Origin of the sequence: Stenotrophomonas sp. PE591 (assembly GCF_018320795.1) — a bacterium.
Taxonomy (GTDB): domain Bacteria; phylum Pseudomonadota; class Gammaproteobacteria; order Xanthomonadales; family Xanthomonadaceae; genus Stenotrophomonas; species Stenotrophomonas maltophilia.
Map to the genome: position 1 here is coordinate 80,463 of NZ_JAAOKO010000009.1, position 19,042 is coordinate 99,504.

Sequence of the window (19,042 nt, forward strand, 5' to 3'; positions counted from 1 at the left end):
AACCGTAATCGAACACCGCCGCCGGCATCCAATCGAGTGATGAGGAGAGACATCATGAACACCCGCAAGACCCTGCTTTCGGCCGCCATCGTCAGCTGCATCGCCTTCAGTGCACATGCGCAGCAGGCCGCCCAGACCGCCACCGACCTGGATACCGTGCAGGTCACCGGCATCCGTGGGTCGATGGAAAAATCGCTGGACACCAAGCGCGAAGCCAATGCGCGCGTGGAAGTGGTCACCGCCGAAGACGTGGGCAAGCTGCCCGCGCACAACGTCGCCGACACCCTGCAGCGCCTGCCGGGCGTGAACATCAGCTCGTCCAGCGCCGACGAAGGCGGCTTCGACGAAGCCGACCGTGTCAGCCTGCGTGGAACCAGCCCGAGCCTGACCCAGACCCTGATCAACGGCCACACCGTCGGCACCGCCGACTGGTTCGTGCTCAGCCAGGGCAACAACGTCGGCCGCAGCGTGAGCTACTCGTTGCTGCCGTCGGAACTGGTGCGCTCGGTGGAAGTGAACAAGTCCTCGCAGGCCAAGCTGCAGGACGGCGGCACCACCGGTACCGTCAACATCCTCACCCGCAAGCCGCTGGAATTCTCCAAGCAGCTCACTGCGGAAGGCTCCATCGGCATGGTGCGTTCGGACCAGGCCAAGTCCAACGACCCGCAGCTGTCGGCACTGTTCAACTACAAGAACGACGAAGGCAACTTCGGCGTGATGGTGCAGGCCTTCAGCCAGAAGCGCGAGCTGCGCCGCGAAGCGCAGGAAATCCCGGGCGGTTTCTTCCAGATCGATCCGAATGGCACCGTGGCCAAGTCCAACCCGGACCTGGCCGGCGTATACGCGCCGGGCCTGCTCGGCTCGACCCTGTTCGAACAGACCCGCGAGCGCAAGGGCGGCCTGGTGTCGCTGCAGTTCAAGCCGATGGACAACCTGACCCTGGGCCTGGAAGGCTTCAGCTCGGAACTGAAGGCGAACAACTACAACCGCAACTTCATGCTGTGGGGTGGCCGCATCCTCAACGACCGCACCGTTGAAGATGCCAATGGCAACAAGATCCTGATTCCGGGCCAGGCCCCGAATCCGGGTTACGTCATCAAGGATGGCGTACTGTCCAACGCCACCTTCGCCGGCCAGGCCGACCGCGACTACGCGGTGTACGACATGATCTACCGCGAGTCGAAGGCCAAGACCAACTACATCACCTTCGATGCCGACTGGCAGATCAGCGACAACCTGGGCATGAAATTCCAGGCTGGCAGCACCAAGGGCACCGGCGAAACGCCGCGCCAGTACATCGCCGAAGTCAACCTGGCCCGTGGTGGCGGCGCCACCTGGGCAACCCACGGCAACGGCTCGCCGATCGACTGGAACGTCGGGGGCAACATCGGCCCGAGCGGCGTGACCGACTTCGGCACCTGGGGCAACCAGCAGGTCACCGCGATCGACAAGGAAAAGTGGGCCACGCTCGATTTCAACCAGTACTTCGCCGACGCTGGCGTACTGAACTCGATTGATTTCGGCGCCCGCTTCGGCGACCACAAGCGCGAGGCCAAGTCGCCGGAAGGCGCAACCCCGGGCGCGATCTGGAATGCGCTGAAGAACGGCGCCACTGCCAACTTCCCCGGTGGCTTCGCCAACGGCATCGGTGGCAGCTTCCCGCGTGACCTGTGGTACTTCACCCCGGGCGCACTGAAGGAAGCAGTGACCAACAACTCCACCTGGCTGTCCGGCAATGACGGTCCGACCGGCCGCCACAACTACGGCGCCGAGTGGACGGTGTCCGAGAAGAACTTCGCTGCCTACGTACAGGGCAACTTCAGCGGCGACCGCTGGAGCGGCAACGTCGGCCTGCGCTACGTCAACATCAAGCAGGATATCGATACCTACGCCGCCGCCACCGGCTCGACCGTGCCGGACGTGAGCAGCCTGTTCGGCGCGTGGACCCGCGAAGCTTTCGAGAACAAGCACAACCGGGTGCTGCCGAGCGCCAACTTCAAGTACGACCTGCGTGACGACCTGGTGCTGCGCGTGGCCGCCTCGCAGACCCAGACCCTGCCGGACTTCTCGGCACTGGGTGCCTCGTCGTACGGTTCGGACCTGAACCGGACCGGCGGTGGCGGCAATCCGAAGTTGAAGCCGGTGGTGTCGACCAACTTCGACGCCAACCTGGAGTGGTATTTCATGCCGCGCGGCATGTTGTCGATCGGTGCCTACTCGATGCGCCTGAAGGACTACGTCGCCTTCAGCACCGAGAAGGAAATGCTGTTCAGCGAGCTGACCAACCGTCTCGAGGAGTACAACATCTCCCGCCCGCGCAATGCCGACGGCAAGGTGCGCGGTATCGAAGTGGCCTATGAGCAGCCGATCGGCGAGTACTTCGGTGTCAATACCAACTACACCTACGCCGATGGCAGCACCGACCACACCTGGGCCGATGGCAGCGACAACCTGCTGGGCACTTCGAAGAACACCTACAACGTCGGTGCCTACTTCGAGAACGATACCTTTGGGGCACGCGTCAGCTACACCCGCCGTTCGTCGTTCCTGATCGGCCTGTCCGGCGCCAACCCGTACTACCAGGATGACTTCGGCACCCTGTCGGCGTCGCTGAGCTACAAGGCCACCGACTGGCTGAGCATCAGCTTCGATGCGCTCAACCTCAACAACCCGACCTACAAGTACTACCAGACCGCGGCCATCCCGACCTCGTTCTACAGCAACGGTCGCCAGTACTACCTCAACTTCCGCTTCAAGTACTGATCCAGCGGCGGCAACATCGCCGAGTCGTGCACGCACGCCGGGCCTGGGTCATTCCGGGCCCGGCGTTTTTCATGTATAGCGTTCATCGCACCGTTCCAAGGAGTCGTACCGATGGTCAAGCCTTCCCGCGCCCGGATGCGCAGCGCAGTGCTGCTGGGCAGCCTGCTCGCCCTGTTGCCGGCACTGCCGGCACTTGCCGCCGACCCCACACCCGCCACTGAAGCACCCGGCCCCCTGCTGCGCGCCGGCAGCCTGATGCTGATTCCTGCCCCGGCCAGCGTGCAGCGCGGCCAGGGCAGCGGCATCACCGTCCGCGCCGACACCGTGCTGCAGGCCGAAGGCGAAGCCGCGCAGCGCGTCGCCAGCCAGTTCGCCGATCTGCTGGCCCGCAGCGGTGGTCCGCGCCTTGCACGAGCCAGCGGCAAGGCGGCAGGCACGTCGGGCAGCATCCGCTTCCAGGTCGTGCCCACCTTCCGCGACAGCGGCGAAAGCTACACGCTGGAGAGCACCGCGCAGGGCGTGCTGATCCAGGCCGGCAACGAAACCGGCCTGTTCTACGGCGCGACCACCCTCGCCCAGCTCGCCACCGGCGGCAGCAATGGCGTGCTGCCGGCGGTGCAGATCCAGGACGCGCCGCGCTTCAGCTGGCGCGGTTTCATGCTCGATTCCGCACGTCACTTCCAGAGCCTGGACGAGATCAAGCGCGTGCTCGATGCGATGGCCGCGCACAAGCTCAACACCTTCCACTGGCACCTCACCGACGACCAGGGCTGGCGCATGGAGATCAAGCGCTACCCGAAGCTGACCGACGTAGGCAGCTGCCGCCTGCCGGCCGGTGATGGCGGCGTCGACCCGGCCAGCGGCCAGGAGCATCCGTACTGCGGTTTCTACACGCAGGACCAGATTCGCGAGGTGATCGCCTATGCGGCGAAGCTGCATATCCAGGTGATCCCGGAAATCGATGTCCCGGGCCACGCGACTGCCGCGATTGCTGCGTATCCGGAGCTGGGCACCATCGATACGCCGTTGAAGCCGATCAGCGAATGGGGCGTGTTCCCCAACCTGTTCAACACTGAGGACAGCACCGTCACCTTCCTCGAGAACGTGCTGGAAGAAGTGATCGACCTGTTCCCGGCCAAGTACGTGCACGTCGGTGGCGACGAAGCAGTGAAGGACCAGTGGGAAGCGTCGAAGCAGGTGCAGCAGCGCATGCGTGCGCTGGGCATCAAGGATGAAATGGCCATGCAGAGCCACATCATCAAGCGCCTGGAGACCTTCCTGGAGGAGCACGACCGGCGCCTGATCGGCTGGGATGAGATCCTCGAAGGCGGGCTGCCGCCGCAGGCCACGGTGATGTCCTGGCAGGGCACCGAAGGCGGCCTGGCTGCGGCCAGCGCCGGCCATGACGTGATCATGTCGCCGGTCGGCTACCTCTATCTGGATTACCTGCAGACGGCCTCGCCGAACGAACCGCCCGGCCGCCCGACCCAGGTCAACCTCGGCAAGCTGTACAACTTCGAGCCGGTGCCGGCCGAGCTGGCCGCTGACAAGCGCGGGCACATCCTCGGCCTGCAGGCCAACATGTTCACCGAGCACACGCGCAGCTACGCACGCCTGCAGCACAACCTGTTCCCACGCCTGGCCGCCGTGGCCGAGACCGGTTGGAGCACGCCGGAACATCGCGATTTCCGCGATTTCCTCGCGCGCCTGCCGTCCCAGCTGCAGCGCTACCGTGCCTGGGGCCTGGCCTATGCGCAGACCCCGTTCGAAGTGGGCGTGGACTACACCGACAATCGCGCGGACAACACGGTGACGGTGTCGCTGGCCAATCCGCTGGGCTATGAAGTGCGCTACAGCACCGATGGGCAACCGGTGAGCGCGCAGTCACCGCTGTACCAGCAGCCGCTGACCGGAAAACTGCCAACCACCGTGCAGGCTGCCGCGTTCTACCAGGGCCAGATGCTGGCGGCGAAACCGACCATTGCCACCTTCACCGCACAGTCGCTGCTCAGCCGCCGCAGCGATGAGCTGCTCAGCTGCGTGGGCAAGAAGGGCCTGGTGCTGCGCCTGGAAGACGATGGCCCACGCGAAGGCAACCGTGCGGTGTTCAACGTGGACATCTTCCAGCCGTGCTGGCGCTGGCCGCAGGCACAGCTGGACGGCATCGGCAGCCTGGAGGTCCGCGCGGGGCGTATTCCGTACTACTTCCAGCTTGCCCACGATGAACCCAAGCGTCGCTTCGAGAAGGCCAAGCGGCCACACGGTGAGATGCAGGTGCGTCGTGGCGACTGCAGCGGCAAGGTGCTGGCGGAAGTGCCGTTGCCGGCCAAGCCGGATGCCGATGGCTTCGTGACCCTGCGTGCGGCGCTGCCGAAGGGCACGCAGGGCAGCGGTGACCTGTGCATCAACTTCACCGGCGACACGCGCCCGGCGATGTGGGTGCTGGATGAGGTGACCCTGGGGAAATGACGGCAGGCCTGTCCGGGTGGGTGCCGGCCTTGGTCGGCACCTCGGGCAGAGCATCCACGCATGGCGTGGATCTACGGGTAGGTGCCAACCTGGGTTGGCACGCCTTTACCCGCGCCAGCGCAGCAGCAGGTCGCGCAGCGGGGTCAGTGCGGTGGTCATGCCGGCGAGCACACCGATCGTGTTGGCGATGGCATCCATCGGGTCGGCCATGCGGTTGCTGGTCAGCGCACCCTGGGCAAATTCGATGCCGATGCCCATCAGCACCAGGCCCACGCCCACCCACAGCAGCGGGCGGCCCCGACGGAACAGCTGCACCGCGCTGCCGGCCAGGATGAAATAGGCGAGGAAGTGCTCGCCCTTGTCGCTGTTTTCCGGCAACGGAATCGGCGGCGGTGGAATCAGGCAGACCACGATCACCAGCAGTACTGCCGTCGCCCATAGCGCGGCCCACAAGCGCGGCCGCCGCAGCGGCTTGATCGCCGGCAACACTTCGCTCACAGGCGCCAGCTCAGGTCACCCAGCTCGAAGGCCGGTTCGAAGTCGACGCCACGCTGCAGGCCGATGGCCTGGAAGCGCTCGCCCATCTCGGTCGGCAGGGTCAGCTTCTTCACCTGGTCGCGCAGCTGGATGCGGCCGACCTCATCGGTGCGTTCCTCGGCCAGCAGCAGCACCTGGTCCAGGCCATTACCGAGCAGGAAGCTGGCCTGGCTGCAGTAGCCGGCCAGCTCGAATCCGCCGTGCATGCCGGCCTCGGCCATCGCGGTGAAATCCACCGACGCGGTGATGTCCTGCAACCCCGGCCAGCGGTGCACGTCGTTGTGCACGTGGTGGCGGTAGAACGCACGCACGGTGCCATCGTCGCGGTCGTGCTGGTAGAACTCGCCGCGGCTGTAGCCGTAGTCGACGAACAGCATCGCACCACGCTGCATGCCACCGGCCACCGCCTGCAGCCAGTACGGCAGCTGCGGCAGCACTTCAGAACGGTAGCCCTCGGCGAAGGGCTTTTCCAGGTAGCGCTCGATATGGCGCACCGCACCGTTGAGCAGGATGTCGGCCGGCTGCGCGCCACGGATGAAGTTGCCCTCGGCGTCCAGCTCGACGGTTTCCTCGTAGACCTCGCCGTCCCGGATCAGGAAGCGCGGGGTCGGCAGCGCGTCGATCACCTCGTTGGCGAACACCACGCCTTCCCAGTCCTCCTCGAACGGGCGGTCGACCCAGTCCACCCGCGCGGCCAGCTCCGCCGGCAGGTTCTGCTGCAGGCGCTGCTGCTGGCGCTCGCGCAGGTCGGCGCTGGGTTCCAGGATGGCGTAGCGCGACGGCAGCGCATCCAGCTCGGCCAGGCGCAGCAGCACCGCCTCGGCGAAGGCGCCGGTGCCGCCGCCCAGTTCCAGCATGCGCGCCTGCGCACCCAGCTGGGCGAACACGGGCGCCAGCGCATTGGCGACGCTGCCGGCGAACAGGCTGCCGAGCTCGGGCGCGGTGGTGAAGTCGCCACTGCCACCGAACTTGCTGGCGCCGGCGCTGTAATAGCCCCAGCCGGGGGCATACAGGCAGAGCTCCATGAAGCGCGAGAACGGCATCGCCCCGCCCTGCGCAAGGATCTCGGCGCGCAGGGCGGCCGCCAGCTGGTCGCTATGGGCCAGGGCATCGGCTTCGGGCAGGGGGAAGGTGGGCTGCATGGCGTCTTCGAATGCGGTGACAATGGTGCACAGGATAGCCGAGCCTTGGAGGACCCTCGATGAGCGATACCCACCCCGTGGTCCTGATCACCGGCAGCGCGCGCCGGATCGGTGCGGCCATCGCCCGCCAGTTCCACGCCTGTGGCTGGTCGGTGGTGCTGCACGCCAATACCTCCAGCGCCGAGCTGCAGCAGGCCGCGTTCGATTTCGACAACGTGCGCCCGGGCAGCGTGCTGGCCCTGCAGGCCGACCTGCGTGACGCCGACGCCCTGGCCGACCTGGTGGAACAGGCGGTCACCCACTTCGGCCGACTGGACGCGCTGGTCAACAACGCCTCCAACTTCTTCCCCACCCCGCTCGGCCAGGTCACTGCCGAGGCAATGGACGAGCTGTACGCGGTCAACGCGCGCGCGCCGCTGCTGCTGTCACAGGCGGCGGCGCCCTACCTGCGCCGCCAGCAGGGCTGCATCGTCAATTTGACCGACCTGCATGGAACCGACCCGATGCGCGACCACATTGCCTACACCATGGCCAAGGCCGCGCTGGAGATGGCCACCCGCGCGCTGGCACTGGAGCTGGCGCCGAAGGTGCGGGTCAATGCGGTGGCGCCGGGTGCGATCCTGTGGCCGGAACAGGGCAAGGACGATTTCGCCCGCGAGGCGTTGCTGGCGCGCACGCCGCTGGCGCGGATCGGCACGGTCGAGGAGATCGCCGAAGCGGTCTACTGGCTGGTGGCCGAAGCCAGCTTCGTCACCGGCCACACCCTGCGCGTGGATGGTGGGCGCACGGTCAGTTGAGGTAGTGCCGGCCGCTGGCCGGCAACCGCCATCATTCCAGGTCCACCACCTCGAACGCTTCGCCAAACTGCGCGTGCGCCCGCCACAGCGTGGCCAGGTCCTGCCCGCTGACCGGGTCGATGAAGCCCGGCGCGATGTCCGCCAGCGGCTTCAGCACGAACGCATGCTTAAGTTCCGGGCGCGGAATGCGCAGGTGGCCGGGGCCTTCCACCACCAGGTCGCCGTAGAACACCACGTCGATGTCCAGGGTCCGGTCGGAGAAGCGCGGCCCGCTGCGATCGCGGCCATGCGCGTCTTCCAGCGCATGCAGCCAGTCGTCCAGTTCCTGCAGCGGCAGATCGGTCTCGATCGCCACCGCATTGTTGAGGAAGGCCGGGCCATCGAAGCCGACCGCGGCAGTACGGTAGGCGGGTGACACCTGCAGTGCGCCAAAGCGCTCGCGCAGGGCCGTCACCGCGGCGTGGAGGTAGCGGCGGGGCTGGACGTTGCTGCCCAGGCTCAGGAGCACGGTGGTCATGCGGTTCAGGTGACGGCACTTGAGGGGCGTGGACATGCCGTCGTCACGGCGGCCTGCCTACAATCCGGGACGCACATGATAGGGCACCGACATGACCTATTGCGTTGGAATCGAGGTGGACGAAGGCCTGGTCTTCGCTGCCGACACCCGGACCAATGCCTCGCTGGACGATGTGCGCGTGCACCGCAAGCTGCACGTGTTCGAGTACCCCGGCCAGGCAGCCTACGTGCTGATGGCGGCTGGCAACCTGGCCACCACCCAGCTGCTGGTGTCACGCCTGGGGCGCGACGCCGGTGAACGGCGCACGCCCAACCTGCGCGACATGAGCCATCTGTTCGAAGCTGCCGAGTACGTCGGCCAGCTGCTGGTGGACAGCCAGGTGCACAGCAGCCACAGCGAGCACGGCCATGACGGGGTCAACACCCAGGCCACGCTGATCTTCGGTGGCCAGATCGCTGGCGAGCGGCCCGGGCTGTACATGATCTACCCGCTCGGCAACGCCATCGCCGCTTCGCCGGAGACGCCCTATCTTCAGATCGGTGAGTCCAAGTACGGCAAGCCCATCCTGGACCGCATCCTCAGCCCGGCCACACGCCTGGAGGACGCGGCGCGCACGGCAATCGTGTCGCTGGATTCGACCATTCGCTCCAATCTGTCGGTAGGCCTGCCGATCGACCTGGCGCTGCTGCGTGATGGTGACCTGCGCATCGGGCAGCAGCTGCGGCTTGGCGCGGATTCAACGTTGTATGCGGACATCCACCAGAACTGGTCACGGCGCCTGGAACAGGCGGTGGACGCCCTGCCACGCTTCCCCTGGGAAACTGCCGAACGGTAGTGCCGGCCGCTGGCCGGCAACCGCGTTGATCCCACCACACAAGGATGCCGGCCAGCGGCCGGCACTACCTGGCATCAGCCCAGCGCTTCGGCCACCGCGCGGAAGACCTGCTGCATCTGCAGGCTGGAACAGGCGGTGGACGCCCTGCCGCGGTTCCCCTGGGAAACTGCCGAACGGTAGTGCCGGCCGCTGGCCGGCAACCGCGTTGATCCCGCCACACAGGGATGCCGGCCAGCGGCCGGCACTACCGGGCATCAGCCCAGCGCTTCGGCCACCGCGCGGAAGACCAGCTGCATCTGCTGCGGCTGGAACAGGCGATGGACGCCCTGCCACGCTTCTCTTGGGAAACTGCCGAACGGTAGTGCCGGCCGCTGGCCGGCAACCGCATTGATCCCTCCACACAGGGATGCCGGCCAGCGGCCGGCACTACCGCGGCATCAGCCCAGCGCTTCGGCCACGGCGCGGAAGACCTGCTGCATCTGCAGCGGCTGGAACAGGCGATGGGCGCCCTGCCGCGTTTCCCCTGGGAAACTGCCGAGCGGTAGTGCCGGCCGCTGGCCGGCAACCGCATTGATTCCACCACACTGGGATGCCGGCCAGCGGCCGGCACTACCTGGCATCAGCCCTGCGCTTCGGCCGCTGCGCGGAAGACCAGCTGCATCTGCAGCGGCTGGAACAGGCGATGGGCGCCCTGCCACGCTTCCCCTGGGAAACTGCCGAACGGTAGTGCCGGCCGCTGGCCGGCAACCGCATTGATCCCGCCACACAGGGATGCCGGCCAGCGGCCGGCACTACCTGGCATCAGCCCAGCGCTTCGGCCACCGCGCGGAAGACCTGCTGCATCTGCAGCGGCTGGAACAGGCGGTGGACGCCCTACCGCGGTTCCCCTGGGAAACTGCCGAACGGTAGTGCCGGCCGCTGGCCGGCAACCGCGTTGATCCCGCCACACAGGGATGCCGGCCAGCGGCCGGCACTACCTGGCATCAGCCCAGCGCTTCGGCCACGGCGCGGAAGACCTGCTGCATCTGCAGCGGCTGGAACAGGCGGTGGACGCCCTGCCACGCTTCCCCTGGGAAACTGCCGAGCGGTAGTGCCGGCCGCTGGCCGGCAACCGCATTGATCCCGCCACACAGGGATGCCGGCCAGCGGCCGGCACTACCGGGCATCAGCCCAGCGCTTCGGCCACCGCGCGGAAGACCTGCTGCATCTGCAGCGGCTTGTGCAGCACATGCACCTCTACGCCGTCCGGGAAGGCATCGGCCGCGACCGGCACTGCCGGATCTTCCAGTACCAGTGCCGGGCCGCGATAGCCCAACGTCGCCATCTCGCCCAGCAGCTGGCTGGCCGGCAGCAGCTTGGAGCCGGCATCGGCAATCACCAGCGCGGGCATCGCCTCCTGCTGCATCCAGCGCAGCGCTGCCGGCCCATCGGAGGCCAACTGCAGCTGGTAGCCCTGGCTGGACAGCGCATTGCCCAGCAGCGATAGACGCGTGGCCTCGCCATCGACCACCAGGATCGATTGGCCGCTGCCCAAGGCCACCAGCTGTTCGATCGGCTCGCTGCCATCGATGGCGTCGTGCATCGGCAGGCGCAGTTCGAAGCAGGTGCCCTGCCCCGGCTGGCTGCTGACGTGAATGCTGCCGCCGGCACCTTCAACGATGCGCTTGCAGGAAATCAGCCCCAGGCCAGTGCCGTCGGCCTTGGTGGTGAAGAACGGATTGAACAGGTGCGACAGCGTGTCCGCATCCATGCCGATGCCTTCGTCGGCGACCCGTATGTGCATCCAGTCCACGCCATCGCGGTGGCCGGCATGGCTGGCAGTCAGGCTCAGGCGGCCACCGTTGGGCATCGCCTGTATCGCGTTGAGCGCCAGGTTCAGCATCACCTGCTGTAGTTCGGTGTAGTTGGCGTCGACCACCAGGCCTTCGTCCTGCACCTGCAATTCCAGGCGCACCGCATCAGGCACGTTGCTGCGCAACAGCAGTGCCACCGCATCGAACAGGCCATCGATCTCGATGCGCTCGCTCGGCTTGCGCGAACCGCGCACGAACGACAGCATCGATTCGGCCATCTCATGGCCACGGCGGCCGCACTCGGCGATGACATCGGCCAGGTGGTGCAGCTGCGGATCGTCGGTACGCGCCTTCAGCAGGTCCGGCATGATCAGCAACGGCTGCAGGATGTTGCGCAGGTCGTGGCTGAGCCCGGCTGCGAGCAGCGACAGGCTTTCCAGGCGCTGTGCGCGCATCAGCTCGGTCTCCACCCGTGCGCGCTCGATCGCGCTGCGTGCATCGCGGATCGCACGTGCCACCGCCGACGGCAGGCGCGCCGGCTGGTGCTTGATGATGTAGTCATTGGCGCCCTTCTGCAGCGCCGCCACCGCATTCTCCTCACCCATGGTGCCGGAGACGAAAATGAAGGGTATTTCCGGCGAGGTCTCGCGCACGATGCGCAGCGCATCATCACCGGAAAACCCCGGCATGCTCAGGTCGGACAGCACGATGTCCGGCTGGAACGCGGCCAGTGCCTGGCGCAGTTCGGCCTCGCTCTCGACACGCTCGAAGCGGGCCTCCAGGCCCGCTTCGAGCATCTGTTCGGACATCAGCTCGGCATCTTCCGGTGAGTCCTCCACCAGCAGGATGCGCAGCGCCCCCAGGGCGGGACCGGTCAAGGGCATGGGCTCACTCGAGTTCCGGTGCCTGGTTGATCAACGCCCAGAACTTGCCCAGCGTCTGTACGGCGCCGAAGAACTGGTCCACGTCCACTGGCTTGACCACATAAGCATTCACGCCCATGTCCCAGCTCCGGGCCAGATCGCTTTCCTCGCGCGAGGACGACAGGATCACCACCGGCAGGCGCTTGAGCTCTTCGTGTTCGCGGATCTGCCGCAGCACTTCCAGGCCATCCATGCGCGGCATCTTGATATCCAGCAGCAGCACCGCCGGCAGGCCTTCCTCGCGGTTGGCGAAAGCACCACGGCGCAACAGGTAGTCCATCACTTCCACGCCATCCTCGACGTGCACGATGGGGTTGGCCAGACGCGCCTCTTCCAAGGCGTCGATCGCCATTTCGGCGTCGGCCGGGCTGTCTTCGGCGAGAAGAATGGTGCGCAAAGTGGTCATGCAGAAGGCCCTTGTTTGTCCGCATCGATCGCGGGAGGCAGGTAGAAGTGGAAGGTGGCGCCGACGTCCGGTTCAGCCTCGGCCCAGATACGGCCGCCATGACGGGTGAGCACGCGGCGCACGCTGGCCAGGCCGATGCCGGTACCCGGGTAGTCGCTGGCCTTGTGCAGGCGCTGGAAGACACCAAACAGCTTGCCGGCGTAGGCCATGTCAAAGCCTGCACCATTGTCGCTGACCGTGAACTGATGACCGCCGTCAGGCTGCGGCTGGTAGTCCACGCGGATCTTCGCCGGTTCGCGGTTGCCCGAGTACTTCACCGCGTTGCCGAGCAGGTTCAGCCAGACCTGGCGGATCATGTTCTCATCGCCGACCACGATCGGCAGCGGCGCGATGCTCCACTCCACCTGGTGCACATGGCCACTGTTCTCCGCCTCGGCCTGCAGGTTGGAATCGAGCATGGCACGGGTATCGGCCACCAGCGACTGCATGTCCACCGCCTGCTGGCGCATCGCCGCGCGGCCCAGGCGCGAGTAGACCAGCAGGTCATCGATCAGCGCCGCCATGCGCCGGGCCGAACTGGAGATCACGTCCAGGTAATGACGGCTCTTGTCATCGGCAGCGTCGCCCAGGTGGCGCGACAGCTTGTCGGAGAATCCGGCGACGTGGCGCAGCGGTGCGCGCAGGTCATGCGAGACCGAGTAGCTGAAGGCCTCCAGCTCGCGGTTGACCTCGGACACCTGCGCGACCTTGCCTTCCAGCTGGCGGTTGAGCTCTTCAACGCGCAGCTGGACTGCGCGTTGCATGGTGACATCGCTGACCGTCAGCAGCACCACTTCATCATCGGTATCGGGCAGCGGCATGCGCCGTGCGTTCAGCAGCATGTAGCGCGCCATGCCGTCGGCGGTGCGCTGTTCGTGCTCGAAATCCCACAGCTCGCGGCCGCGCAGCAGCACGTCGGACAGGCGTTGGCGCACGACGGCGTCCTTCCAGGCACCGTCGCCGACGCTTTCCAGCAGCAGGCCATCGGCGCGTTCGTCCTGCAGCCCGTACAGCTCGGCGAAGGCGGGGTTATGCAACTGCACGCGCAGGTCGCGGTCGAGCAGCACGATGGGTTCGCGCACGGTCTGCAACACCGATGCCGCGCGTGCCGCTGAGCGCAGCGATTGGCGTTCGGCGTGCAGGCGCCGCCCGATCTGCCGCTGCAGGAGCCACAGCACCAGGCCGAGCAGTCCCAGCTGGATCACCAGCGAACTCCAAGACACCAGCTCGGTCTGCTTGCGCTGGCGCGCCGCCTGCTCGGCCCGCAGTGTCAACAGTTGCTGTTCGCTGGCCTGCAGCTCCTCCACCAGGCCACGGATCGGATAGCGCGTGCTCAGGTCTTTCACCAGCTCGCGCTGATCGCTGTTGGGTTCAGATCTGGCCAGTTCGCGGGCAAGCGCCATCCGCCCTTCCAGCATCGATTCGATACGGCCGATGCGGATCAGCTGGTCAGGGTTGTCGCGGGTCATCCGCCCCAGTTCGGCCAAGCGCCCGGGGATGTCGTTGGCTGCGGCCATGCGCTCGCGCAGCCCGGGTGCGTCCACGCCCTTGGACAGCGTCAATGCGGCCGATTCGACGTCGCGCACATCAGCCTGCAGCTGCTGCAGGGCCACGCCCACCGCCTGGGTATGGTTGACCCAGGCCATTGCCTGCTCGTTGTCCTGCTGCAGTTTGCGCAGGGTCAACCACGGCACCACGATGATCGCTGCGGCCGCCAGCGCCAAGGCCGGCAACCGCCAGCGGTCCCAGATGTCGTCACTGAAAACCAGCGCCATAGTTCCTCTTCAGCACGGCCGCAGGGCGTCGGCCGGACCCTGTCCGGCTGCGGCGGAACCGGCAATATAGCGCAGGCGGTCACAACGCAGGGGTTTCCCCCTGGTTGGCTGAACAGGTTCGCAGTCATCAGACCTGTAGAGGCGGGCCATGCTCCGGCTGCCTTGGAGGTCCAGCCGAACATGGCCGCGGCCCTACAGCTCAACGGGCGCCCCGCGAGGGGGCGCCCAACGGGTTCAGCGCTTGGCGGCAGCGCTGACCTTCAATGCGGCTGCATCAACGCGGGTCACGCCCTTGATGCCCTTGGCGGTGGTGACGGCCTTGTCCTTCTCGGCCTGGCTCGCTACGGCACCACTCAGGCTGACCACGCCGTTCACGGTTTCCACCTTGATTTCGGTACCGGGAACGTTGCTGCTGGCGAGCAGGTCGGCCTTCACCTTGGTGGTGATCCAGGTATCGGTCACCGGCTCGTTGGAATCGTGGCGATCAGCATGGGTCGCCGGGTGCGCGCTGGTCGGCGGGCTCTTGGCGGCCGGATCCTTGGCGAATGCGGCCGAGGAGGACAGCGCCAGGCCCAGCGTCAGGGCGGAGGCAATCAGCGTGCGGGTCGTATTGCTCATCGTGTCGTACTCCTTCGGAATGTGCTGCCAGTCTGGACAACCCGGCGTAGAGCAGGCGTGGCGTTACGGTCATGCCGCTGTGAATCGGGCTATCTGCAACGACAACCGTTCAGCTTTGGCCCGTGAGCCCGCGTCGTTTACCCTGCCCTTCCCCACTGCCGGAGCTCTGTCATGCGCCCCGACCTGCAACTGGCCCTGATCGGCTACGGCCTCGCCGGACGTGTCTTCCACGCACCGCTGATCCAGCACACACCCGGCCTGGTGCTGCACAGCATCGTCAGTTCGCAGCGAGACACGTTGCTGCGCGCGTTCAGCGACGTGCACGTGCGTGCCACGCCGCAGGAGGTGTTCGACGACCCGGCCGTGGATGCCGTAGTGATCGCCACGCCCAATGAACAGCACGCGCCGCTGGCGATCGCAGCGCTGGCCGCCGGCAAGCACGTGCTGGTCGACAAGCCGTTCGCGCTGGATGTCGCTGAAGCCGAAGCCGTTCTGGCTGCGGCACGCGATGCCGGACGCATCGCCACCGTGTTCCAGAACCGGCGCTTCGATGCCGACTTCCTCACGCTGCAGGCGCTGCTTGCGGACGGGACACTGGGCGACATCGCCGAGTGCCATGTGCATTTCGATCGCTATCGCCCGCAGGTGCGTGACCGCTGGCGCGAGCAGGACGGTCCCGGCAGTGGCCTGTGGTACGACCTGGGCCCGCACCTGCTGGACCAGATGCTGGTGCTGTTCGGCTGGCCCGAAGCGGTCGATGCAGATCTGGCCGTGCAGCGCGATGGCGGCAGCGCCATCGATTACTTCCACGCCGTGCTGCACTACCCGCGGCATCGCGCGATCGTGCATTCCGGTTCCCTGGTGGCAGCTCCCACGCCGCATTTCAGCGTGCATGGCAGCAAGGCCAGTTGGATCAAGCACGGCCTGGATGTACAGGAAGCGCAGCTGCGCCGCGGTGTGGCGCCCGGTGCGCCCGGCTGGGGCATCGACCCGCGGCATGGCGAGCTGGTGCGCTGTGATGCCGAGGACAACGTGCAGCGCAGCACCGTCGACAATCTGCCCGGTGACTACCGTCGGTTGTATGCGCAGTTCGCCGCGGCCATGCATGGCGACGGCGAAGCCACGGTCGATCCGGTGCAGGCGCTGCAGCTGATGCGGCTGCTGCAGGCAGGCATGGACAGTGCGCGCGAAGGGCGGCGGATCGCGTTGGGGTGATCGGCAGGGCTGCGCCCTGCACCCGTGGTAGTGCCGGCCGCTGGCCGGCAACCTCAACAGCAACGGCATAACCGGCAATCCGTGAGATGGCAGGATGGGTCCGGTTGCGGGAGCCGGACCCACCCCGCCTTCGACAGAGTCCCGCGCCCGACGGTAGGTGTCGACCTTGGTCGACACATCGACGTGGAAGCCATCGGAGACGGCTTTTGCAGAGTCGAGCCATGCTCGACTGCCTGCATGGGGTCAGAGCCCTTTCCTGCGGAAAGGGATCCGACCCCGGCTTCGTGCTTACGATTTCTTGATCGCGTGGCCGCCGAATTCGTTGCGCATCGCCGACAGCAGGCGGTCGGTGAACGAATTGGATTCGCGCGAGCGCAGGCGTTCCAGCAGCGACAGGGTGATCACCGGTGCCGGCACATCGAGCGCGATCGCTTCGGCCACGGTCCAGCGGCCTTCACCGGAGTCCTCCACGTACGGCGCGATGCCATCCAGCGACGGATTGCGCTTGAGGGCTTCGGTGCTCAGGTCCAGCAGCCACGAGCGCACCACGCTGCCGTGGCGCCAGACTTCGGCCACCTGGGCCAGGTCCAGTTCCATTTCCTGCTTGCGCTCCATCAGCGCGAAGCCCTCCGCGTAGGCCTGCATCATTCCGTACTCGATGCCGTTGTGGACCATCTTGGTGAAGTGGCCAGCGCCGGACGGGCCGACACGACCCCAGCCACGGTCTTCGGCCGGTGCCAGCGTGCGCAGCAGCGGTGCGATCTGCTCCACCACCGCCGCTTCACCACCGACCATCAGGCTGTAGCCTTCCTGCAGGCCCCACACGCCACCGCTGGTGCCGCAGTCGACGTAGCCCAGGTCGTCTTCGGCCAGCGCCTTGGCACGACGGATCGAGTCCTGGTAGTTGGAGTTGCCGCCGTCGATGACGATGTCACCCTCGGCCAGGTGCGGAGTCAGCTGACCCAGGGTCTGGTCGACGGTTTCGCCGGCCGGCACCATCAGCCACACCACGCGCGGCACCGGCAGCGCGGCCACCGCGGCGGCCAGCGAATCGACCACCTCCAGGCCGGCCTCGGCGGCGCGCTGGCGGGCACCTTCGCCCGGGTCGTAGCCGACGACGCGGTGGCCGCCGCGATGCAGGCGCTGGGCCATGTTGGCGCCCATGCGGCCGAGGCCGATCATTGCAATATCCATTGTTTCACCTTCAGTTGGGGTCTAGGGTCAGGCTGCCTGGCCTGCCGGTAGCCGCGCAGTGGCGCAGCTGCGCCTCGCGCCAACGCCGGTAGAGCGTGGTATGCAGATTGTGCACCGCCAGGTCGATCGAAAAGGGGGTTCGCGGGTTGCGGTCAAGCAGGCGGGCGATGTGGTAGCCGATGGGACGTATACCGCGCGGATGCACATAGATCGCGAACTGCTGGTAGAACGGATCGTCCAGCAGGCGGTCCATGCGTGCCAGCGTGGCGTGGTAGCGCGGTTCCAGCCGTGCACGAAGGTCCGGGTCGCGCTCGAACAACAGGCGTTCGAAGTAGCGCCGGCCGATACGCGGGATGTCCTGCGCCAGCGCCCACAGCTCGGCATTGCGCTGGTCGTACCAGGCAAGGCCGCCGTGCGCGGCCAATGCCTGCGCGGCCTCCTCGCCCACCGACACCACCACGAAGTTTTCGGCCTGGTTGCTCAGGTCGTCCAGCATGCCCTTGTCGTACACATGTTCGATGAAACCAGGCACACCGACGAAGGCCTGGCGGCCCATCGCCGAGGTGCGCACCGCCTTGCCATCGGCGAAGTAGTCACCGGCGTGTGCGCCAAGCAGGATGCTGTCGGTATCGTGCAGCGCGAGGAACGTACCGATCGACAGTTCTTCTGCGGAGAATCCAGCGTCGAAGGCCGCATCGCCATACAGCTCGCGCTGGGTGGCCAGTTGTGCCACCTGGCGACCGACTCCACATTCGGCGCGCACATTGCCGCTGTAGAACGCCTGCAGCGCCTGGCTGTTGCCCTTGATGGGCACGAAACCACGGCCGAAGCTTCGCGTGCGCTGCCAGCCTTGCGCGTGTGCGCCGTGCAGGCCGAAGCCGATCCAACCGAGCTGCAGGCCAGAGAAGCGGAATCCTGCATTGCCCTGCAGTGCAGCAGCGGCACGTTGCGTGGCTGCACCCAGCTGGAAGGCGTAGGCGCAAACCGTAGCCGGATCGTCCAGCACCTGCTGCAGCAACGCCTTGCGCGCTGCAGCGGGCATGTCCGCCGGCCATTGCACGCGCAGATCGCCTGCCGCCTGAGCCTCCGGCAGCGACGCGCGCGTGCACACAGGGCCACCATGCACCTGCGGTGCACCGATCGCGCGTGTTTCGAAGTGCCACCCCAGGCGCTGCAGCAGGCCTTGGGTACAGTCCAGCGGCGTGGCTGCCGTGCCCAGCGCGGGCAGCAGCAGGGCCACGCCCATCCATCTGCCGCGCACGTTCAATCCTGGTCCGTGCTTGCCTGTGCGGGCTCCGGGGTTGTGGCCACAGGCGGAACGGGCTTGCCTGCCTCCGCCGGAAGGTACTGTTGCAGGCGCTGGAAGAAGCGACGATAGAACTCAGCATCGGTAACCGTGCTGCTGGCCACTTTCACCAGCGAGTCGTCATTGCTGCCGAACGGCAGCGATACAGATCCGAGCGCACCGACGCCAACACTGGCCGAGGTCGGACTCTTCTTCAACGCATAGCGATCCTGCACGGCACTGACGAATACCAGTGTCTGGCTCCCGCGCGGTGCGCAGGAAATACGCAGCACCAGCTGCTCGTGATCGTCCTCGCGCGGCTGGAAGTTCTTGTTGCCTTCCACCTGGGCCGCGTCGGAACGGGCGATGGCATAGCCCTGGCTGAGCAGGGTGCGCCGTGCGGCCTCGCAGGCGTCACCGGGACGGCCATCGACGGTGCGCGAGAAGGTGTCGCCGGAATCAAAGGATTCGCGAAGCAACGTGCTGTCAGCGGCGCGGCCACCACAGGCCGACAGGATCAGGGCGCTGGCGAGCGCCACGGCAACACTGGAAAGACGGGAGGCCCGCATGGGTACTCCTGCGAGGACGGTACCGCCAAGGGTAGTCCTGCGGCCGTGTGCGGCAGGTCGAAAGTACGCCCGCCAGCCCCCGCCGTTGCTGCCGGTTCATGCACGGAAAAGGGGACGGAGGGGATTAAGTCGTTTGTGGCACTTCGCCCCGCCACGCATGGCACG

General features: G+C 66.7%; 18 protein-coding genes. 5 read left to right on the forward strand and 13 right to left on the reverse strand.

The features are described from left to right. Window positions 1-54: 54 nt before the first annotated feature. Both JLDANKMP_RS18105 and JLDANKMP_RS18110 read left to right on the forward strand, forming a co-directional pair. The gene (locus JLDANKMP_RS18105; protein WP_212561789.1) at window positions 55-2,763 is read left to right on the forward strand and encodes a TonB-dependent receptor; all 2,709 of its coding nucleotides are present in this window, start codon (window positions 55-57) and stop codon (window positions 2,761-2,763) included. Window positions 2,764-2,874: 111 nt separating this feature from the next. Further along, the gene (locus JLDANKMP_RS18110) at window positions 2,875-5,232 is read left to right on the forward strand and encodes a family 20 glycosylhydrolase (RefSeq protein WP_212561790.1); all 2,358 of its coding nucleotides are present in this window, start codon (window positions 2,875-2,877) and stop codon (window positions 5,230-5,232) included. A 105-nt stretch (window positions 5,233-5,337) separates the two neighbouring features. Here the strand turns inward: JLDANKMP_RS18110 and JLDANKMP_RS18115 are convergent, their stop codons facing one another. Both JLDANKMP_RS18115 and JLDANKMP_RS18120 read right to left on the reverse strand, forming a co-directional pair. Beyond that, window positions 5,338-5,730 carry a VanZ family protein gene (locus JLDANKMP_RS18115; RefSeq protein WP_212561791.1) on the reverse strand — a complete coding sequence of 131 codons (393 nt, stop codon included), beginning with the start codon at window positions 5,728-5,730 and terminating at the stop codon, window positions 5,338-5,340. Then, window positions 5,727-6,911 carry an SAM-dependent methyltransferase gene (locus JLDANKMP_RS18120; RefSeq protein ID WP_062605625.1) on the reverse strand — a complete coding sequence of 395 codons (1,185 nt, stop codon included), beginning with the start codon at window positions 6,909-6,911 and terminating at the stop codon, window positions 5,727-5,729. The genes JLDANKMP_RS18115 and JLDANKMP_RS18120 overlap by 4 nt, the downstream gene beginning before the upstream one ends. A 59-nt stretch (window positions 6,912-6,970) precedes the next feature. On the opposite strand from JLDANKMP_RS18120, the gene JLDANKMP_RS18125 reads away from it, so the two are divergent. Then, window positions 6,971-7,708, forward strand: coding sequence for a pteridine reductase (locus JLDANKMP_RS18125; protein ID WP_005411052.1), 738 nt, complete (start codon window positions 6,971-6,973; stop codon window positions 7,706-7,708). Between the two features lie 31 nt (window positions 7,709-7,739). Here the strand turns inward: JLDANKMP_RS18125 and folK are convergent, their stop codons facing one another. Further along, entirely contained in the window at window positions 7,740-8,225 is a 486-nt protein-coding gene (folK, locus tag JLDANKMP_RS18130) for a 2-amino-4-hydroxy-6-hydroxymethyldihydropteridine diphosphokinase (protein WP_012481279.1), read from the reverse strand. A 91-nt stretch (window positions 8,226-8,316) separates the two neighbouring features. Here folK and JLDANKMP_RS18135 point away from each other — a divergent pair, with 91 nt between their 5' ends. Beyond that, entirely contained in the window at window positions 8,317-9,060 is a 744-nt protein-coding gene (locus tag JLDANKMP_RS18135; protein WP_212561792.1) for a 20S proteasome subunit A/B, read from the forward strand. 437 nt (window positions 9,061-9,497) lie between these two features. Here JLDANKMP_RS18135 and JLDANKMP_RS18140 read toward each other — a convergent pair whose 3' ends face one another. From JLDANKMP_RS18140 to JLDANKMP_RS18170, 7 genes are all read right to left on the reverse strand, one after another. Continuing rightward, on the reverse strand, window positions 9,498-9,680 hold the full coding sequence (locus JLDANKMP_RS18140) for a hypothetical protein (protein WP_212561793.1): 183 nt from the start codon (window positions 9,678-9,680) through the stop codon (window positions 9,498-9,500). Further along, complete coding sequence (locus JLDANKMP_RS18145; RefSeq protein ID WP_062605623.1) at window positions 9,680-9,862, reverse strand: hypothetical protein; 183 nt, start codon at window positions 9,860-9,862, stop codon at window positions 9,680-9,682. The genes JLDANKMP_RS18140 and JLDANKMP_RS18145 overlap by 1 nt, the downstream gene beginning before the upstream one ends. Window positions 9,863-10,043: 181 nt before the next feature. Further along, entirely contained in the window at window positions 10,044-10,226 is a 183-nt protein-coding gene (locus JLDANKMP_RS18150) for a hypothetical protein (RefSeq protein WP_212561794.1), read from the reverse strand. Further along, window positions 10,226-11,737 (reverse strand): ATP-binding protein, encoded by a 1,512-nt coding sequence (locus JLDANKMP_RS18155; RefSeq protein WP_049397140.1) that lies wholly within the window; start codon window positions 11,735-11,737, stop codon window positions 10,226-10,228. The genes JLDANKMP_RS18150 and JLDANKMP_RS18155 overlap by 1 nt, the downstream gene beginning before the upstream one ends. A 4-nt stretch (window positions 11,738-11,741) precedes the next feature. Continuing rightward, window positions 11,742-12,182 carry a response regulator gene (locus tag JLDANKMP_RS18160; RefSeq protein WP_005411057.1) on the reverse strand — a complete coding sequence of 147 codons (441 nt, stop codon included), beginning with the start codon at window positions 12,180-12,182 and terminating at the stop codon, window positions 11,742-11,744. Beyond that, a complete protein-coding gene (locus JLDANKMP_RS18165) occupies window positions 12,179-13,996 on the reverse strand; it encodes an ATP-binding protein (RefSeq protein WP_005411058.1) in 1,818 nt (605 codons plus the stop codon). The genes JLDANKMP_RS18160 and JLDANKMP_RS18165 overlap by 4 nt, the downstream gene beginning before the upstream one ends. A 234-nt stretch (window positions 13,997-14,230) precedes the next feature. Then, window positions 14,231-14,614: a BON domain-containing protein gene (locus JLDANKMP_RS18170; protein ID WP_005411059.1), complete on the reverse strand. Its 384-nt coding sequence runs from the start codon at window positions 14,612-14,614 to the stop codon at window positions 14,231-14,233. A gap of 171 nt (window positions 14,615-14,785) precedes the next feature. On the opposite strand from JLDANKMP_RS18170, the gene JLDANKMP_RS18175 reads away from it, so the two are divergent. After that, window positions 14,786-15,829 (forward strand): oxidoreductase, encoded by a 1,044-nt coding sequence (locus tag JLDANKMP_RS18175; RefSeq protein WP_212561795.1) that lies wholly within the window; start codon window positions 14,786-14,788, stop codon window positions 15,827-15,829. A 288-nt stretch (window positions 15,830-16,117) separates the two neighbouring features. On the opposite strand, the gene gnd is transcribed toward JLDANKMP_RS18175, so the two are convergent. The 3 genes from gnd to JLDANKMP_RS18190 are packed head-to-tail and all read right to left on the reverse strand — an operon-like array spanning window position 16,118 to window position 18,877. Further along, window positions 16,118-17,023, reverse strand: a complete 906-nt coding sequence (gnd, locus tag JLDANKMP_RS18180; RefSeq protein WP_005411061.1) for a phosphogluconate dehydrogenase (NAD(+)-dependent, decarboxylating) — start codon at window positions 17,021-17,023, stop codon at window positions 16,118-16,120. A gap of 10 nt (window positions 17,024-17,033) precedes the next feature. Then, complete coding sequence (locus JLDANKMP_RS18185; protein WP_212561830.1) at window positions 17,034-18,269, reverse strand: hypothetical protein; 1,236 nt, start codon at window positions 18,267-18,269, stop codon at window positions 17,034-17,036. Window positions 18,270-18,286: 17 nt separating this feature from the next. Beyond that, a complete protein-coding gene (locus JLDANKMP_RS18190) occupies window positions 18,287-18,877 on the reverse strand; it encodes a DUF2242 domain-containing protein (RefSeq protein WP_212561796.1) in 591 nt (196 codons plus the stop codon). Window positions 18,878-19,042 lie beyond the last annotated feature (165 nt).

Coding starts and splice junctions, on each gene's coding strand:
- JLDANKMP_RS18125 (WP_005411052.1), top strand. CDS start 6,971: ATGAGCGATACCCACCCCGTGGTCCTGATCACCGGCAGCGCGCGCCGG.
- JLDANKMP_RS18145 (WP_062605623.1), bottom strand. CDS start 9,862: ATGCCAGGTAGTGCCGGCCGCTGGCCGGCATCCCTGTGTGGCGGGATC.
- JLDANKMP_RS18175 (WP_212561795.1), top strand. CDS start 14,786: ATGCGCCCCGACCTGCAACTGGCCCTGATCGGCTACGGCCTCGCCGGA.
- JLDANKMP_RS18150 (WP_212561794.1), bottom strand. CDS start 10,226: ATGCCCGGTAGTGCCGGCCGCTGGCCGGCATCCCTGTGTGGCGGGATC.
- JLDANKMP_RS18120 (WP_062605625.1), bottom strand. CDS start 6,911: ATGCAGCCCACCTTCCCCCTGCCCGAAGCCGATGCCCTGGCCCATAGC.
- JLDANKMP_RS18185 (WP_212561830.1), bottom strand. CDS start 18,269: ATGGGCGTGGCCCTGCTGCTGCCCGCGCTGGGCACGGCAGCCACGCCG.
- JLDANKMP_RS18190 (WP_212561796.1), bottom strand. CDS start 18,877: ATGCGGGCCTCCCGTCTTTCCAGTGTTGCCGTGGCGCTCGCCAGCGCC.
- JLDANKMP_RS18165 (WP_005411058.1), bottom strand. CDS start 13,996: ATGGCGCTGGTTTTCAGTGACGACATCTGGGACCGCTGGCGGTTGCCG.
- JLDANKMP_RS18110 (WP_212561790.1), top strand. CDS start 2,875: ATGGTCAAGCCTTCCCGCGCCCGGATGCGCAGCGCAGTGCTGCTGGGC.
- JLDANKMP_RS18140 (WP_212561793.1), bottom strand. CDS start 9,680: ATGCCAGGTAGTGCCGGCCGCTGGCCGGCATCCCAGTGTGGTGGAATC.
- JLDANKMP_RS18135 (WP_212561792.1), top strand. CDS start 8,317: ATGACCTATTGCGTTGGAATCGAGGTGGACGAAGGCCTGGTCTTCGCT.
- JLDANKMP_RS18160 (WP_005411057.1), bottom strand. CDS start 12,182: ATGACCACTTTGCGCACCATTCTTCTCGCCGAAGACAGCCCGGCCGAC.
- JLDANKMP_RS18105 (WP_212561789.1), top strand. CDS start 55: ATGAACACCCGCAAGACCCTGCTTTCGGCCGCCATCGTCAGCTGCATC.
- folK (WP_012481279.1), bottom strand. CDS start 8,225: ATGACCACCGTGCTCCTGAGCCTGGGCAGCAACGTCCAGCCCCGCCGC.
- gnd (WP_005411061.1), bottom strand. CDS start 17,023: ATGGATATTGCAATGATCGGCCTCGGCCGCATGGGCGCCAACATGGCC.
- JLDANKMP_RS18170 (WP_005411059.1), bottom strand. CDS start 14,614: ATGAGCAATACGACCCGCACGCTGATTGCCTCCGCCCTGACGCTGGGC.
- JLDANKMP_RS18155 (WP_049397140.1), bottom strand. CDS start 11,737: ATGCCCTTGACCGGTCCCGCCCTGGGGGCGCTGCGCATCCTGCTGGTG.